This window comes from Streptomyces sp. NPDC058683 (genome assembly GCF_042716195.1).
Lineage (GTDB): Bacteria > Actinomycetota > Actinomycetes > Streptomycetales > Streptomycetaceae > Streptomyces.
In genome coordinates, this window is record NZ_JBHXSK010000031.1 from 1 (window position 1) to 16,407 (window position 16,407).

The following is a 16,407-nucleotide window of genomic DNA, read 5'->3' on the forward strand; positions in this document are numbered from 1 at the left end:
CCTGCGGAGACGACGGTGGATGTGTCGTTGTGGCGGTGTGACGGGTCTGCCGGGCGGGTGTTGGTGGGTGGTCCGGTGGTGGGGACGCGGGTGTTCGTTTTGGATGGTGGGTTGGGGTTGGTGGCTCCGGGTGTGGTGGGTGAGTTGTATGTGGCGGGTGTGGGGTTGGCTCGTGGGTATCACGGTCGTGGGGGGTTGTCGGCGGAGCGGTTTGTGGCGTGTCCGTTCGGGGGTGTGGGTGAGCGGATGTACCGGACGGGGGATCTGGTGCGGTGGACGGCCGAGGGTCAGTTGGTGTTTGTGGGGCGGGCGGATGATCAGGTGAAGGTGCGGGGGCGTCGGATCGAGCCGGGTGAGGTGGAGGCGGTGGTGGGTGCTCATCCGGGGGTGGCGCGGGCGGTGGTGGTGGTGCGTGAGGACGTGCCGGGTGAGAAGCGGTTGGTGGCGTATGTGGTGGCGTCCGGGCAGGGGGGTGGTGATCTGCCGGGCGAGGTGCGGGCGGCTGCCGCGGGCCGGTTGCCGGAGTACATGGTGCCCACGGCGGTCGTGGTCCTCGACGAACTTCCCCTGACCCCCAACGGCAAGACCGACCGCACCGCACTGCCCGCACCGGAATACGGGACCGCCGACAGCGGTCGTGCGCCGGGGACAGCGGCCGAGGAGGCCATGTGCGAGGCCTTCGCCGAGGTCCTCGGTGTCGACCGCGTCAACCCGGACGACAGCTTCTTCGACCTCGGCGGGCACTCACTCCTGGCGGTGGCGCTGACGCAGCGTCTGCGCATCCACGGACTCGACCTCTCGGTGCGAGCGGTGTTCGAGGCCCCGACCCCCGCCGAGCTCGTCACCCGGCTCGATCTGCCGTACGAAGGCAACGAATTCGACGTCCTTTTCCCGATCCGGCCTTCCGGAAGCAAGCCCCCGATCTTCTGCGTGCACCCGGCCGGCGGCCTCAGCTGGTGCTACATACCGCTGACCCACTACGTACCGGAGGAAATCCCGCTCTACGGGCTGCAGGCCCGTGGAGTGAACGACACGGGCGACCTGGCGGGCTCCGTGCGGGAGATGGCCGCCGACTACATCAAGCAGATGCGGTCGGTCCAGGAATCCGGCCCCTACCACCTGCTGGGGTGGTCGTTCGGCGGCATCATCGCTCACGAGATCGCCGTGCAGTTGCGGGCGGCGGGCCACGAGGTCGGTGCGCTGATCTCCATGGACGCGGTGCCGTTCAAGAAGGCGGACCCGGAAACCGATGGCGAGGCGCCCGAGGAGCGACAGGAACCCGATCGGGCTGAGGCTGACTTCGACAGGGAGGAAGGCCGGCACCGGCCCGGCGCCCTGCGCATGCTCCGCAACGCCGCGACGCTGAGCTTCGAGCACGAGATCGGCACTTTCGACGGAAACATGCTGCTCGTGACCGCTACCGAGGACAAGGCGGGGGACGCTTCGAGCGCGGCCGCGTGGAAGCCGCATGTCTCCGGCGAGGTGGCGGAGTCCTTCCTCGCCTGCAAGCACACCGATATGGCTCGTCCTGAAGTGCTGGCGCAGGTCTGGGCCGGCGTTTCGGACTGGCTCGGCCTGGCCGACGCCGTCGGCACAGAAGAACCGGGCCGCTAGCGAAGGGGGTCATGACATGGCGACACGGTCTGCGGACTGGGACTCGATATACCGGGCCACCGAACAGGCACCCTGGGAGGCCGGGCGCCCACAGGAGGCGTTCGTCCGCCTCGCCGAAAGCGGTCTGCTCTCCGGACGCGTGCTGGACGCGGGCTGCGGCACCGGGGATCATGCACTGCTGGCGGCCGAGCACGGCGGCGACGTCACGGGAATCGACTGCTCGGCGACCGCCATCGGCAGGGCACGCCGGAAAGCGGCCGAACGCGGACTGAAGGTCCGGCTCGAGACCGGTGACGTGCTCGATCTCGCCCAGCTCGGAACGACCTTCGACACGGTGGTCGATGTGGGGATGTTCCATGTGCTCGACGACGAGGAGCGCCGACGGTACGTCAGCAGCCTCATGTCCGTGACGGAGCCGGGCGGCACCTGCCATCTGATGTGCTTCAGCGACCGTCAGCCCGGTGCACTCGGCCCTCGGCGGATCACGCAGGCCGAACTGCGCGAGGCGTTCGCCGACGGGTGGGAGGTGGTCGACATCGCCCCGGAGACCTTCGCGGTCGCCCCGCAGTTCGGCAGGAAGGGCCACGCCTGGCTGGCCACCATCCGCCGGACGGCGCTCTGAAACGCGGGTTCCGGAGCCAGGGCTGTCAGCACCGCACGGCACAGCGGTGCCCCATGACGTCGGCGGCCCTGGCGTCAGGACCCCGGTGTCGCACGGGTCTGTCCGGTGAACCCACCGGACAGACCCGAGGCACGATCACGTCGTTTCGGCGCTGAGGGTCTGTGCGACGGATCGGCGGGCCGCGACGCGGGCGGGCAGGGCGGTGAGTGCGGCAGTGGCCACCACGACCGCGAGTGCGGCGGCGAACAGCCACCACGCCGGCGGATAGATCGTGTTCGCGGCGCTGAAGGGCCAGCAGAACGCGATGCCCAGCGGGATGCCGACGAGAGCGCCGGGCACGGTGGGCAGGAGTTGCGCGGCGGACAGACCGGCCGTGACCTGTCCGGGAGTGGCGCCGAGCGTGCGTGCGACGGCCATCGTGTGCCGGGCCTCCAGTGCCGTCGTCCACGTGGTCGTGAGGGTGTTCACGGCGGCGAGTACCACCAGCGCGGCGGCGACGGCGACGATCATGTGCCGGCTCTGCGCATCCTTCAGATTGCCCAGGTGGGGCGAGCTGATCCCGTAACTCACCTGGCGCTGCACGTAGATGATCAGCAGTGCCGTGAGCGTGATGACGGTGGCTGTGATGCTGCATGCCTGCAGGAACGCGCGGCCGGGCCGCCGGGCGATCAGGCGCATCCCGAGCAGGACCGGTACCGGCAGCATCGCGGACAGCCGTGTCAGACGGGCCCGGTGGTCGGGTCGCCGGGCGGTGTCCGCGAGTGCCGCGACGGTCTCGGTGCGCAGGGCCCGCAGGGTCGGGCCGAGCGTGGTGAGGATGGCCACGGCCAGGGCGACGACGGTGGTGAAGACGATGGTGCCGCCGCTCGGCCCGTCCGAGGTGGTCAGCAGGCTGGCGGTGGGGTTGGCGATGGCGGGTTGGGTGAACCGGGCGGCCAGCAGGCCGAGTGCGTCGGCGAGCAGCGCCAGGGTCACGTATTCGGTGAGCAGGACGGTCGCGATCAGGCCGGGCGTGGCACCGACGGCCTTGAGCAGTCCCACCCGGCGGGTCTGCTTGGCGGCGCGTCCCGCGGCGAGGGTGGCCACGCCCGCGATGGCGAGGAAACTCAGCAGCCAACTGCCGATGACCAGGATGGGCTGGCTGGACTCGATGATCGTGGCGTCCTGGCCGATCATGAACTGCCAGCTCTGGAAGTTCGCGTAGACCGAGGGGCCGCGGTGCGCGTTCACGAACGCCTCGGTCGCGTCCGGGTTGCGCAGCTTGAGGTAGAGGAGCGAGGACACCGAAAGATGCTTGGAGGCGAGCGGCCGGGTGTCCTGTTCGGTCATCCAGACCAGGCCGCTGTAGTCGCTCGGCCCGCCGTCGGGACCCGTCAGCTGCGCGAACGGATAGACGGTGGTGGCCGCGCTCACGGCTGTCCCGACCACCGGCAGGGAGCGGCCGGCGACGGTGACGTGGTCCCCGACCCGGACGCCCAGCGCGGTGGCGAAGCCGCGTTCGACCACGACGCCCCCGGTGCGTACCCAGCTGCCGGAGGTCACCAGGGGCCGGTCCACCGGACCCGGTTTCGCGGCGGCGGCCGTCACCACCACATGCGAGGTGGAACCCTTCGCCGAGAGCTTCGAGTAGTACTGGAGATACGGACCGCTGTGGGCGGCGACCGCGGGGTCGCTGGTCAACGCGTCCTGGGTCGCGGTCGTGTGGGCGGAGTTGTCGGGAGAGACGGCCACCACGTCCGGGCCGTCCGTGACGGCGCGGGTGTGACGGTAGAGCGTCTCGGTCGCCCCGCCCAACGACGCGCCCAGGGCCAGCATGCCGGTGGCGACCGTGAGGGAGAGGAGAAGCATCGCGGCCTGGCCGGGATGGCGGCGTACGTCCGACCAGACAAGGCGGAAGACGAGCAGGAAACGGCCCATGACGTCAGCCCTCCCACCCGTGGATGTCGTCCGCCGGCTGCCTGCGGTCCGCCATCCAGGTGTCGTCGACAAGCCTGCCGTCACGCATCGACACCAGCCGGTCCGCGACGGCCGCGACCCGGTCGTCGTGCGTGACGATCACGAGGGTCTGCCCCGCGGCCCGCAGATCCTCGAAGAGCCGCAGCACGTCGAGAGTGGCCGCGGTGTCCAGGTTGCCGGTCGGCTCGTCCGCCAGCAGCACCAGTGGCTCGTTGGCCAGCGCGCGGGCGATCGCCACCCGCTGGCGCTGTCCGCCCGACAGCTGCCAGGGCAGATGGCGGGCGCGATCGTCCAGCCCGACCTGCTCCAGCAACTGGTCCGCGCGACGCCGGGCCGCACGCAGTGAGCGTCCGGCCAGCAGGACAGGCAGTTCGACGTTCTCCGCCGCCGAGAGTTCCTCGACCAGATGGAAGGCCTGGAAGACGAAGCCCACCGACCGGCGTCGCATTTGGGCCAAGGCCCGTTCGCTGAGGTCGTCGATACGGCGGCCGGCCAGCCACACCTCTCCGTCGGTGGGCCGCTCCAGGCCGCCCAACAGGTGCAGCAGGGTGGACTTCCCACAGCCGCTGGGGCCCATGACGGCCAGCATCTGTCCGGCCTGCACGTCCAGGTCGACGCCGTCCACCGCGTGAACCAGGCTGTCTCCCCGGCCATGTGTCCTTAACAGGTCGCGGGTCTGCAGCACCGCGTCGAACTGGTTCATCCGTCCTCAGCTTTGTTCTCGACTCTCGACCAAAATTGCTCGCACGCCCCCAACCAGCGCAGGTCCGCCTGCAACCGCAGAGCGACACCCTCCAGCAGCAGGCCGGCGGTCGAGCCGTCCGGCTCGGCCAGCAGCGCGCGCTGCGCCTGCCGCAGGCGTCGGAGTAACTCCCGGCGGTGTACGGCAACCAGCTCCGCCGGATCGGCCAGCCGGGCCGCTCTTGCCGCCGCGAGTTTGAGGTGGAGCTCGGCCAGATCCAGCTTCGGCCAGCTCACCTCGGTCAGCCAGGTGGCCACCCGCTGCTGTCCGGCCGGTGTCAGCGCGTACACCTTCCGGTCCGGGGGGCCTTCGGTTCGTTCGCGGACGACCAGTCCCGCTCGTTCCAGACGGGCCAACGTCACATAGATCTGGCCCGCGTTCATCGACTCCCCGAGAGGACCGAGTGTCCGGCGCAGCCACGCGCGCAGGTGATAGCCGTGCGATGGCTCCTTCGCGAGCATCGCCAGCACCACATCTTGCATGCGTCCCCCTAACCGCTAGCTCATGAATAGCGGTTATCTGTCACAGGAGTCAACCGAGGCCCCACCCGCTCCCGCCACTGTCCGATTTCTGCCTGGTGGCCAGGGGTGACCTCCGACTCGGGGTGTGTCGGAGGAACGGCAGTGGGAGGCGGCGTCGGCTCGGCGCACCATGGCGCCGAACTCGCGGCGCCCTGGGCTCTGTGGCGGGGGTTCGTACTGCCCTGAACCGCATCGACGAGGCCGCCGGAGGTCTTCACGCCCTTGCGCGTCCACCACGGCCGCGCTCGGTTCCGAGCCGCGGCCGTGGGGTCGGCGGGTCTTGTCATGAGCCACTACGGACGACGAGCACTCGCATGGCGTCCGACGACCGACGACCGGCAACGTCATCGGTCACAAAACATCCTCAACCACAACTGTCCAGATCAGATGCCTTCCAGCTCCCTCGCGAACTCGTTCCAGGTCTCGGCGTACTGCCGTGCCAGCTTCACCACGAGTTCCCTGCAATGGGGTGGTACGACGACGGTCAGTTCGGCGGACATGGCGATCGCGTTCTGCTGGAGCAGCCGCAGCAGGTTCCGTCCCTCTTCGTTGTGACGCAGTGAAGGATCCCGCAGGAGTTTCTTGAGCACCGGCGCGGGATCCACCTGTTCGATCCGCTTCGGAGTCCGGTTGTTCCTGACGCCGAGGTCCGGGTCGGCCGTGCCGGTCCGTACGGTCACCGGCAGTTCGCCCATGGTGATGCGTTTGCGTACGTCGCTCACCGTCGCCGGGGAGATCCCGGCGATCCGCGCCACCTCTCGTAACGAGGCCTCCGGGCGTTCGGCCAGCACTTCGGCGGCTCTGAGGCGGCCTTCCGCACTGTTGAGCGGACGCACCTTGCCGTCGCTCCCGACTCGCACGGTCACAGATGCCAGACCGTCGTCGGTACTGTGCCGGATGGTTGCGACGGTCTTGGCCCCGAGGCCCGAGGCCCGCGCGATGGCCCGATCGGACATGTGCGGGTGTGAGGCGACGATCCGCGCGGCCGCTGCCTTCCGGTCGGCATGCGACAGCGGAAGTCCATGCGTCACATTGGCCGTGACACCGCGGAGGAAGGCGTCCTCCGTGCTGCCGTCGAAGAACTCGACCTCGATCGTCTCCCGCCCTTTCAGCAACATGGCGAAAAGACGGTGAATCCCGTCTATCACCCTCATGCTGCGGCGTTCGACGAGAATCGGTGGCAACGGCTCCTCGATCTCGGCGAGTCGGGCGATATGCCCCTGGTCCTGTCCCTCGGAGCGCGGAGAATCACCGGGTATGAGGGCGGATATGGGAACCGTCTCGAACCTTGGCCCACGTGATGCGCCCTGTGCCACAGTCTCGAGCCGATAGCTTGCCCCTCTGTTGTTTGTCAGGCCAAGGGGACTGCCAGATGACTGGTTCAAGTTACTTCACCCCCGTGAAAGCAATATTCAGGACACAGTTCTCTGGGGAGCGGCGACGGAGGGGGACAGTGGCGGTCATCGCCGCGCAGCACGACCGGCCGCTCCCCTCGGAACCGGTGGTGCGCGTCGTAGCCGCCAAGGGCTCTTGGGATGAGGTGGAACAGCCCCGAGCCATGGGTGGAACCCTCAGCACCTCCCCCACCGCCGAGGACACGGTGTGGTCACGTTGCGGCGGATGTACTACTTACTCATGTTGAGACTTGTTGGCGCGGGTGTCCAGAGGGCGTCATTACGTGTGCGGTTCTGCTTCCACGTCCGGTGGACGAGAGCGATGCTCAAGACCTGCGGATCCAGCCCTGGAAAGGGGCGCGCAGGGCGTGCCTTCCAGGCCTCCATGGCCTGAAGGCGGTGGCCGCTGCCCTGCTGGGCATCGCGGTGCTCGGCACCAGGGACGACGTGGTCACCGGGCTTGGCAAGCCCGAACAGGCGTCGACCGCCGCTGAGCCCCTGATCGGCCGGCTGCCTCGCCTGCCGATGATTACCGGCATGTTCGCCCGCATCTGGGTGGTCGTGGGTGGCCCTGATGATCGTCCGCCCCGGCTCGACGACAGGCGTATGAGGGCTCAGCCGCCGCAGCAAACCGCGCGCTCCGCCGGTGGCTGTCGTTTTTCACGTGGTGGGTGAGCGGACACGGTTGTGCTGTTCGAGGTCGGCGGACGTACCGGGGGCACGTCCGCTGGAGTGGTGTATCGACGGCCACTCGGTGATCTCGTTTTGAGGCTGTGCGGTGAGTTCGGTGGGCAGGGCGATGCCGTCGGTCTCTGACTCGATCGGGTGGAGGCGGCCCTTGGCCAACACGTCGAGTCCCATGTAGCGGCGGGCTTCGGTCCATTCGTCGTTCCGCTCGGCCGGCACGGCGCCGACCAGGCGGATCAGGGCGGTGCGGTCGGGGAAGACGCCGACCACGCCGGTGCGGCGGCGGATCTCCTTGTCGAGCCGTTCCTGCGGGTTTTCGGACCAGATCTGCCGCCAGATCTCGCGCGGGAAGGCGGTGAAGGCCGGCAGGTCGTGCTGGGCTGCGTCCAGGTGGGCTGCGGCCTTGGGGAACTTGGCTTCCAATGCGTCCAGGACGTGCCGCGTCTGAGCCTGGACAGCCGTCGTGCCGGGCTGTTCGAAGAGGGTCCGCAGCAGCGTGGCGACCCAGGGCCGGGCCGATTTCGGGACCTGGCTGAGCAGGTTGCGTGCGATGGGGGTGCCCCGCGCCCGTTCAGGGCGTGGGGGAGGGTGCGGCATCGCTGCCAGGAAGCGCCGGGCAGAACGGCGCCGATGGCGTCGACGAGGCCGGCGTGGGCGTCGGAGACGACCAGTTGGACGCCGGACAGGCCGCGGGCGATGAGCGAGCGCAGGAAGGCGAGCCGGCCGGCACCGTCCTCGGCGGCAGGAGCCGGAGCGGAGTGCGGGCCGTTGGCCCGTCTGTGGTCCGGATCTTGTGCTGAGCTGGGCCAATCGCCCGTAGCGCCTAAACGGGCGCGGTGGGTCAGCGCCCTGGTCGCCGTCACCCCCTCGATACTCTCATCGCCGGGCACCGTCGCCACCTGGACCCCACGATCCGCGATCTCGTCCGCCAACTCCAGGCCGTCGGCCGCCAGGACATCGATTTTCCGATCAGTTTCAGAGCCAAGGCTCAAGGGGCCAGGGTGAGGTCACCATTGTTGGACTTGGCGAGCGATCGCCCGATGACCATGCGCTGAATCTGGTTCGTGCCTTCGAAGATCTGAGTCAACTTGGCCTCACGCATGTACCGCTCGACCGGGAACTCGCGCGTGTAGCCGACCCCGCCGAGGACCTGCACCGCATCAGTGGTGACACGCATCGCGTTGTCGGTCGCGACGAGCTTCGCGACCGACGCCTCACGGCTGAACGGCAGTCCCGCGTCCTTCAACCGGGCGGCATGGAGGGTTGCAGCACGCGCTGAAAAGACCGCGGCCTCCATGTCGGCGAGCAGGAACGCGACTCCCTGGTGGTCGATGATGCGTGATCCGAACGTCTTCCGATCGCGTGCATAGGTGATCGCGTGGTCGAGAGCGCCCTGGGCGAGACCGACCGCGACGGCCGCGATACCGAGACGGCCGGAATCCAGGCTCGCGAAAGCAATACGCAGGCCGTCGCCCTCAGCGCCGATACGCCGCTCGACCGGGACGCGGACATCTTGGAGGACCATGGTCGCCGTCGTGGACCCGGTCAGGCCCATCTTCCGTTCGGGCATATCAGCGGTGAGGCCTTCGGAGTCAGCGGGGATCATGAAGCACGAGATACCCGTGCGGTCTTCCGACGTGCGGGCCATGACCTTGTAGTAGTCCGCGTGGCCGCCATGGGTCGTCCAGGCTTTCGCACCGTTCAGGACATAGTGATCGCCGTCCAGACGGGCCCGGGTCCGCAGCGCGGCCGGGTCCGAGCCGGCGTGCGGCTCCGAGAGGCAGTAGGCACCCAGCAGCTCGCCACCGAGCATCGCGGGCAGCCACTCCTGCTTCTGCTCCGCGGTGCCCGTCGTCGCCAGGCCGAAGCACGACAGCACGTGCACGGAGACACCAACGCCGACTGAAGCCCACACGGACGCGATCTCTTCGACAACCTGCAGGTACACCTCGTAGGACAGGCCGCTGCCGCCGTACGCCTCGGAGTACGGCAAACCGAGCAGGCCGGCGCGTCCGAGGAGCCTGAAGACGTCACGGGGGAATGCCCCGTTCGCCTCATCGGCATCCACTCGCGACGCGAGTTCATCGGCCGCCAGCTTCCGGACCAGCCTGATGAGGTCAAGGGACTCGTCGTTCGGTAACAGACGACGCGCGCTCATGGCACCTTCCAGCTGTCGGGGTGAAACATCGTTCGGAGACATCTGCGAGTCAAGGCACCGCAAAGCGCTCTCTGGACAGGCATCGACACGCTCGGGGGAGGCCGGCCGCCGCGTCGGCCTCGGCGGTGGCGCGGGTGGTGTGCCCCAACCCGGACGAGATCATGTTCACGCCGGTGGCGTCACAGGTGAGCACCAGCAGCTCGGCGGCGTCGATATGAACTGCCGGGTACGTGCAGGTTCGGCGCCGGCGAGCGGTACGCGACCCGAGAGATGCCCACGCGCCCGACGGTGGTGGCCAACTGCCCCATGTACCCACGCTCCGCGCGCGTGCGCACCCACCCGTCCGCGCCGGTCACATCTCGGCGGCGCGGCGGCGGCGCAGCGGCACGGATATCGAGCTGGTCCTGCACCAGCGCCCGCCCCGCGACCGTGACGTAGTCCTCCGATGCATCCTGGGCGCAGGGCATCATCACAAGGTCGTACAGATGTGCGAGTATCTCCTCCATCCGGATACAGCCCGCGGTGAAGGCATCGGCGGGGCTCGGACACATAAGGTGCCAACAGGTCTTCTCTCCTGCGCGGTCAGGCGGATCAACCCGGCCATCGAGGAGAAGGTCATCCTCCTGCCGCACGTTCACCCGCTCGCCGCGACCGTGCCACGCGTCACGGTGAACAACCCGCCCGGAGTCTGCACCATCAGCTTCGCCGCAACGGCCTTCTTCAAACGGTGCCGGATCACTCCCGTCCGCCGGGGCACCACCTCCGGACCAAGACCCTCCACTACCTGCCGACAGCACACCGGACCGGCATACCGGGCCAGTAACGCAAGCACATGTTCCAGAGCCTCGGTGTCCGGTGGATGTCCACCCCGACCCGGGATCGGGGATCATGGCAGTGGAGCCAGTAGGGGGTACCGGCACCGGCTCGATTCGCGGCAGTTCACCGACGACTTCGCACGCCGTTGAGATACGGGCCGGCTCCTGCTCACACATCACCGGTCGAACCATGAACCGTTCAGCCTCGGCCCCAAGCCGTTGCGCTTCGCTGTGACAGGTGGCCTCCCGCTCCCGAAGCAGCCGCAGCACCTCATCACAGCTCATCCGACCCACCTCTCGCGCCAGCTGATCAACCTGCTTACCGCAACGAGACGGGCATCGCGCCGGACACGGGCGACCCCGCTAACCTCACCCAACGGGGAAACGCGCCCGAGGTGATGAACGTCCAGGGTTGGCCCGAGACCAACAAGCTGGATGCGGTCTGGCTGGCCAAGGTCGCTGAACGGGGCATCTTCCGGGCCTCGTTCGTCCCTTTCTTCAGGATGCGCAGATCAAACTGCCCAGGGTGTTTGGACCTCTTCGGTGTATCGAGTGGGGTCCGGCTGTCAAAAGCTAGGCGCTGATCGAGGTTCTGACCGGGCAGTTCGACGAGCACCACGGTCGCCTGTGGACGGTCACGGCCTGCTGAGCCCACACCGACGGATTCGCTCTGCCAGGAGGAGCCATGATCGCGGCGGTGGGCGACTACGGGCTCAGCCGGGATCTTGTGCCGTACCCAGCATGGACTGGGCCCTACATGCTGTGTGTTTCAGAGGATTTGGGACGATTGCTGCGACATTTGCCCAGTGCGGCGGTCGAGTCGATCGAGCGTGCGGCTGGGACGGTCACGTTCTGCGTGTACCCCGCAGTGTCGACGGCGACGTGCCCAAGATGCGGAGTGGTGTCGTGGCGTGTGTACGGCCGGTGCGCGCGCCGGCTCGCTGACGCGTACGTCCTAAGGAGTCCCGGAGGGGTCGAACTCGGGGTGCGCGATCGAAGTGGCTCAATCCGCCGTGTCCGGCGACGGCGTTCGCCGGGCAGGTCGAGGGGCCGACCAGCCCGCAGCATCCGGTGGCACATGATCGTCAAGGTCGTGGATGCTTACACCGACGCCGTTCGGGTGGTTCTGTATGCCGGGCGGTGGCTCAAGGTGCGCTGCAACTGCCCGGCGGTACCTTGCGGGAGCGGGAGCGGGAGCGGGAGCGGGAGCGGGAGCGGGAGCGGGAGCGGGAGCGGGAGCGGGAGCGGGGGACTCCTCATGGGTCCGCTGTCTTGCCAGTGCCAGCAAACATGTTCGTGCGCCACGTGTTCGATACCTGGTTGGGCCGGGGCGTTCCCCACCGCCCAGTTCGAGCGCTGTACCGATGACGCGGTGGTGCACTGCGTCAGCGAGCGGCAGGCCGGACATGGGCCGGCCGTGCTGGGAGACAGGGGGGATGAGGTCCGGCTGCGGCAGTATCCCGACAGGGCCGAGATCGTGTGCTGCCAGGACGACGGGGACGACGGGCGGCGCGCCTCATCGCCCTAGACCGGCAAGGTCGCCCAGAAGAAAGATCGGTGGGTCTGTTCGCACGCGGAGGCTGCATCGCCAGATCGGCCTTTCCTTCGCGGGATTCGCCCACCGGATGAAACCCGTTCGTGGCGGGCTGGCAAGATCTCACGATCGTCGGCTTTTGCGCCGGTCAGCGCGAAGGTGGCGGGCGGCCCGCGCAGGGTGCGCAGCAGGTGCAGGCACGGGTCCCGGAAGTGCATAGAGTGCGGCGTGGAGGGAGTCCAGGTCAGGCGTCACAGCCGACCTTTGGACTCCCTCGCTTCATCTCATGCGGGCCAGCAAACCCTTGGCATCATTCATCCAGTCGGACCGGGAGTTCACACGTGAGGCCTCAGACCACCGACGTGCGCCAGATCGCCGAACCGCGTCGGACGGCCGACCATGGCAGATTCGGCCACCGCGCCCCGACCGCGCCGGCCACCGTGCACGCATCCATCGCGCCCATCCCTGACCAGCACGACCGCCCCGCCCTGCGCGCCGCGCTCGCCGCTGCCATCGAGGACACCATCATCTACGACCTGGACGGCATCGGCCGCCAGTACGCCGCCCTGTGCGCCGAACTGCCCGGCGTCGCCGTCCGGTTCGCGATGAAGGCCTGCCCGGTGGACGAGGTGCTCGGCCACCTCGCCCGGCTCGGCTCCGGCTTCGACGCGGCGAGCCCGCAGGAGATCGCTCAGGCGCTGCGCACCGGGGTGGCCCCCGGGCTGATCCACTACGGCAACACCGTCAAGTCCGACCGCAACATCGCCGAGGCCTACCGGCTGGGTGTGCGTGACTTCGCCACCGACTGCCTGGAGGACGTCGGCGCGATTGCGGAACACGCCCCCGGATCCCGGGTGTTCTGCCGGCTCGCGACCACCGGCGAGGGCGCGCTGTGGGGCCTCAGCCGCAAGTTCGGCTGCTCGCCCGAGGACGCCCTGCGGGTGCTCGGCGCCGCCCGGAGCGCAGGCCTGGTGCCCTCCGGCCTGTCGGTGCACGTCGGCTCCCAGCAGATGACCGCCGAGGCCTGGGTCGCGGCGATCGACTCGCTGGCGGCGGTCCTGGAGACGCTCAGCCGGCGCGGCATCACCCCGGACCGGATCAACCTCGGCGGCGGACTGCCCGCCCTCGGCGTCCTCGACCGGCACGGCCGGCCGCTGGAACCGCCGCTGGACAAGATGTTCGTGGTGATCCGCGAGGGCATGGAACGACTGCGTGCCGTCAACGCCGCCCCGCTGGACTTCCTGCTGGAGCCCGGCCGCTACCTGGTCGCCGACCACGGTGCGATCCGCGCCCACGTCGCCCGGCTCTCTTCCCGCCATCGGCTCGACGGCACTCGCGAGGACTGGCTCTACCTGAGCTGCGGCAAGTTCAACGGCCTCTACGAGATGGACCAGTTGCAGTACCGCCTGGAGTTCCCCACCCATTCCGGCGGGCAGTTCGTCGACGCCAGGGTGGCCGGCCCGACCTGCGACAGCGACGACGCGTACGCCCAGGAGGACGGCCTGGTACGGGTCCCGCGCGCGATCACCTCCGGCGACCCGGTGTGGGTCCACTCCTGCGGCGCGTACGCCGCCGCCTACGCCACCCGGGGGTTCAACGGCTTCGCGCCGCTGCCGTACACCTGCGTCGGAGGCCCGGCTCTGGACGGAGGAGACGCATGACCGACACTCGGATCCGGCGGTTCCGGGAGGAGGACTGGGACGAGGTGGTCGAGTTGGAGGAACGCGCCTACGCCGCGAGCGGTCTGTCCGAGGGGCGGGAGGCACTGCGCTCCAGGCACCGCGCCTCGCCCTCGACCTGCTTCGTGCTGGAGCACGCGGGCGGCTTCGGAGGCTACTTGCTCGCATTGCCGTACCCGCTGTTCCGCTGCCCGGACCTGAGCCTGGCCGAGGGCGGCGCGGTACAGGAGAGCAACCGAGGGAGCAACCTGCACACCCACGACCTGGTGATTGCCGAGCGGGCGCGCGGCCGGGGCCTGGCCCGCCGGATGCAGCGGCATCTGGAGGAGACCGGGCGGGCGGCCCGCTACCGGACCCTCTCGCTGGTCGCCGTGCGCGGCTCCGAAGTGCTGTGGTCCCGGCTGGGCTACCGCGCCCGACCCGAGATCGGGCTGCCCGCGAGCTACGGCGCCGAGGCGGTCTACATGGCGAAGCCACTGGAACCCGCTGTTACCGGTTTGACTCCCGGATCCTCTCGCAGAGCCGAAGTGGGCTGATGCAGATGTCCTCCGTACCCGACCACTTCCACCGCTCTCAACTGGCCATCCAGGCACTGCTCTTCGTCTTCGGATTCCAGTACGCAACCTGGGTCTCCAGATACTCGCTGCAAAGTCGCGAACGCGTTCTTCTTGCCCGGACAGGCCAGCCGCAGCAGCACAGCTGATTAAACGCCGGGGTAATCGCCAGTCTCGGCAGCAGTACCGCCGACGCCACCGCGACCATCCCTGCTGGGACGGTGAGACTTGGTACCTCGAAGGAGCTGACTCCCCTCTCGGTGGGGCTGGCACACCGCTACCTACGCCGGCAGTTCCGCCGAGCGCACCGGCAGTCGCCGCGGGCACGGCCGTGGCGACTGCCGTATGAAATGAATTTCGCCATGTGGAACGACCGCCGCTCACACGGTCCGGAGCGTGGGCGCCGCGGGTGGTGGGTGCGGGGCTGCCGCCGCAGAAGGCCTGGTGTGTTGCCCGGAGTCGGATTCTGGTGCACACCTACGATGCCCGGCTCGCGCAGGTCCCCGCAGCCTATGTGGGCAGGCGTGGCGCTCGATGGCATGGGCGCCTGGCCCGCTCCCCTCACCTCGGACGACGCCGTGCCTGCGACCGCTTCGGCCTCAGGCACGGGCGTGGCCAAGGATCTGCTCCGCACCTTCTGGGGCCGCATCCTGCTGAGCTCTGTGAAGCTTGACGGCGACCAGCGGGTCCTCGACCAACTTATGGATGGGGAGCCGGCGGACCAGAGCCGATGCTCGTCAGTAGCGCCAGCGGACGGCCTCGATGACGTCCGCATCTGTGTGCATCCCGAACAGCTCCGCCTCCGCCCGCCGGACGGCCAGCACGGCCTCGTACAACTCGGGACCGAGCGCCTGCCGCAGCAGTGCGGACTTCTCGTACGCGTCGATCGCCTCCGGCAGGCTCGCCGGGAGTCGCTCCGCCGCGCCGAGGGCGGCCGGATCGCTCGGGGTCTCGGGCGGGAGGGGCAGGCCGGCGTCCAGGCCGGCGAGTCCGGCGGCCAGCACGCCGCCGATCTCCAGGTACGGGTTGGCGGCGGCGTCGAAGCACTTGAGCTCGGCGTTGGCCTGCCCGGCGGCGGAGCCGGTGATCAGGCGCAGCGCCGCCTCACGGTTCTCCAGGCCCCAGCAGCGGTAGGCCCCGGCGAAGCGAGAGGGGACCAGCCGCAGGTAGGAGGCGACGCTGGGCGCGCCGAGGGCGAGCAGGGCGGGCAGCTCGGCCAGTACGCCCGCGAAGAACTGCTCGGCGTCGGGGTGCAGCCCGTGGGGGCCGAGGCCGCCGTGCCCAAGGTTCTGGCCCTGTCGCCAGAGGCTGAGGTGCAGGTGGGCGCCGTTGCCGACCGAGCCTTCGGTGAAGACGGGCGCGTACGAGACCCGCAAGCCGTGCCGGGCGGAGACGGCCCGGATGGTGTGGCGCACCAGCATCGTGCTGTCGGCCGCCTCGACCGGCCCCTCGGCGGCGACCGAGACCTCGAACTGCCCGGCGGCGTACTCGGGGTGGAGCTGGAGCACGGCCAACCCCTGGGCGGTGAGGGCGCGCAGCACCTCCCGCAGGTAGTCGGAGTGCTCGACGAAGCGGGTCATCCCGTACCCGGGCCCGACCGTCGTGGGGGCCCCGGCGGCGTCGGCCACCACCCACTCGACCTCGATCCCGGCTCGCACCGAAAGCCCGCGCCGCTCGACGGCCTCGGTGACCTGGCGGGCGAATCGGCGCTGGCAGCCAGGGTGCGGGGTGCCGTCCTGGGTGTAGCGGTCGGCCGGGGCCCAGGCCCAGCCGGGCTGGGCGGCGAGCGGGGTGAGCCGGTCGAGGTCGGGGACGAGCCGCAGGTCGCCCACCGGGCCGGTACTCGAAGGCGCAACGGTGAAGGAGTCGTCCACCAGGGAGACGTCGAAGCAGGGTACGGCGCCGACGCCGTACTCGGCGGCGTGTTCGAGCTGGGCGAGCGGGACGGACTTCACCCGGGTCAGGCCGGCGTTGTCGACCCAGCCGAACACCACCCCGTCGATTCCGTCGGCGGCGAGCTGGGCTTCGGCCGCCCGGGCCTGGGCGGCCCGCTCAGCTCGGGGGTGCGTGGTGGCCATGTCGGCCATGCTGGTGTTCGCAGCAGCCGGTTCGCCAGTGGTCGGCGGGGAGT

Annotated in this window: 12 protein-coding genes and 1 pseudogene; 5 read left to right on the plus strand and 8 right to left on the minus strand. The window is 69.3% G+C overall.

Features of this window, described 5'->3' with window-relative positions; all coding sequences use genetic code 11:
• Both ACFWXC_RS30700 and ACFWXC_RS30705 read left to right on the plus strand, forming a co-directional pair.
• A partial coding sequence (locus ACFWXC_RS30700; protein ID WP_384483523.1) for an alpha/beta fold hydrolase occupies positions 1–1,614 on the plus strand: 1,614 nt, incomplete at its 5' end.
• Positions 1,615–1,630: 16 nt separating this feature from the next.
• Positions 1,631–2,236 (plus strand): class I SAM-dependent methyltransferase, encoded by a 606-nt coding sequence (locus ACFWXC_RS30705; protein ID WP_384483524.1) that lies wholly within the window; start codon positions 1,631–1,633, stop codon positions 2,234–2,236.
• 135 nt (positions 2,237–2,371) lie between these two features.
• Here the strand turns inward: ACFWXC_RS30705 and ACFWXC_RS30710 are convergent, their stop codons facing one another.
• The 4 genes from ACFWXC_RS30710 to ACFWXC_RS30725 all read right to left on the minus strand — a co-directional run bounded on the left by ACFWXC_RS30710 (position 2,372) and on the right by ACFWXC_RS30725 (position 6,840).
• Entirely contained in the window at positions 2,372–4,153 is a 1,782-nt protein-coding gene (locus ACFWXC_RS30710) for an ABC transporter permease (RefSeq protein WP_384483525.1), read from the minus strand.
• A 4-nt stretch (positions 4,154–4,157) separates the two neighbouring features.
• Positions 4,158–4,895, minus strand: coding sequence for an ABC transporter ATP-binding protein (locus ACFWXC_RS30715; protein ID WP_384483526.1), 738 nt, complete (start codon positions 4,893–4,895; stop codon positions 4,158–4,160).
• Positions 4,892–5,416, minus strand: a complete 525-nt coding sequence (locus ACFWXC_RS30720; protein ID WP_384483527.1) for a PadR family transcriptional regulator — start codon at positions 5,414–5,416, stop codon at positions 4,892–4,894. Before ACFWXC_RS30720 ends, ACFWXC_RS30715 begins: the two co-directional genes overlap by 4 nt.
• A 422-nt stretch (positions 5,417–5,838) precedes the next feature.
• Complete coding sequence (locus ACFWXC_RS30725; protein ID WP_384483528.1) at positions 5,839–6,840, minus strand: transcriptional regulator; 1,002 nt, start codon at positions 6,838–6,840, stop codon at positions 5,839–5,841.
• A 318-nt stretch (positions 6,841–7,158) separates the two neighbouring features.
• Between ACFWXC_RS30725 and ACFWXC_RS30730 the strand changes: the two genes are divergently transcribed.
• On the plus strand, positions 7,159–7,524 hold the full coding sequence (locus ACFWXC_RS30730) for a hypothetical protein (RefSeq protein WP_384483529.1): 366 nt from the start codon (positions 7,159–7,161) through the stop codon (positions 7,522–7,524).
• Positions 7,525–7,680: 156 nt separating this feature from the next.
• Here the strand turns inward: ACFWXC_RS30730 and ACFWXC_RS30735 are convergent.
• The 3 genes and pseudogenes from ACFWXC_RS30735 to ACFWXC_RS30745 all read right to left on the minus strand — a co-directional run.
• Positions 7,681–8,279, minus strand: a pseudogene (locus tag ACFWXC_RS30735) (transposase); the annotation flags it as partial.
• 245 nt (positions 8,280–8,524) lie between these two features.
• Positions 8,525–9,694 (minus strand): acyl-CoA dehydrogenase family protein, encoded by a 1,170-nt coding sequence (locus ACFWXC_RS30740; protein WP_384483530.1) that lies wholly within the window; start codon positions 9,692–9,694, stop codon positions 8,525–8,527.
• 179 nt (positions 9,695–9,873) lie between these two features.
• Entirely contained in the window at positions 9,874–10,332 is a 459-nt protein-coding gene (locus ACFWXC_RS30745) for a hypothetical protein (RefSeq protein WP_384483531.1), read from the minus strand.
• A 2,172-nt stretch (positions 10,333–12,504) separates the two neighbouring features.
• Here ACFWXC_RS30745 and ACFWXC_RS30750 point away from each other — a divergent pair.
• Both ACFWXC_RS30750 and ACFWXC_RS30755 read left to right on the plus strand, forming a co-directional pair.
• A complete protein-coding gene (locus ACFWXC_RS30750) occupies positions 12,505–13,704 on the plus strand; it encodes a type III PLP-dependent enzyme (RefSeq protein ID WP_384483677.1) in 1,200 nt (399 codons plus the stop codon).
• Complete coding sequence (locus ACFWXC_RS30755) at positions 13,701–14,258, plus strand: GNAT family N-acetyltransferase (protein ID WP_384483532.1); 558 nt, start codon at positions 13,701–13,703, stop codon at positions 14,256–14,258. Before ACFWXC_RS30750 ends, ACFWXC_RS30755 begins: the two co-directional genes overlap by 4 nt.
• Before the next feature lie 755 nt (positions 14,259–15,013).
• On the opposite strand, the gene ACFWXC_RS30760 is transcribed toward ACFWXC_RS30755, so the two are convergent.
• The gene (locus tag ACFWXC_RS30760; protein ID WP_384483533.1) at positions 15,014–16,354 is read right to left on the minus strand and encodes a glutamine synthetase; all 1,341 of its coding nucleotides are present in this window, start codon (positions 16,352–16,354) and stop codon (positions 15,014–15,016) included.
• Between the last annotated feature and the right edge of the window lie 53 nt (positions 16,355–16,407).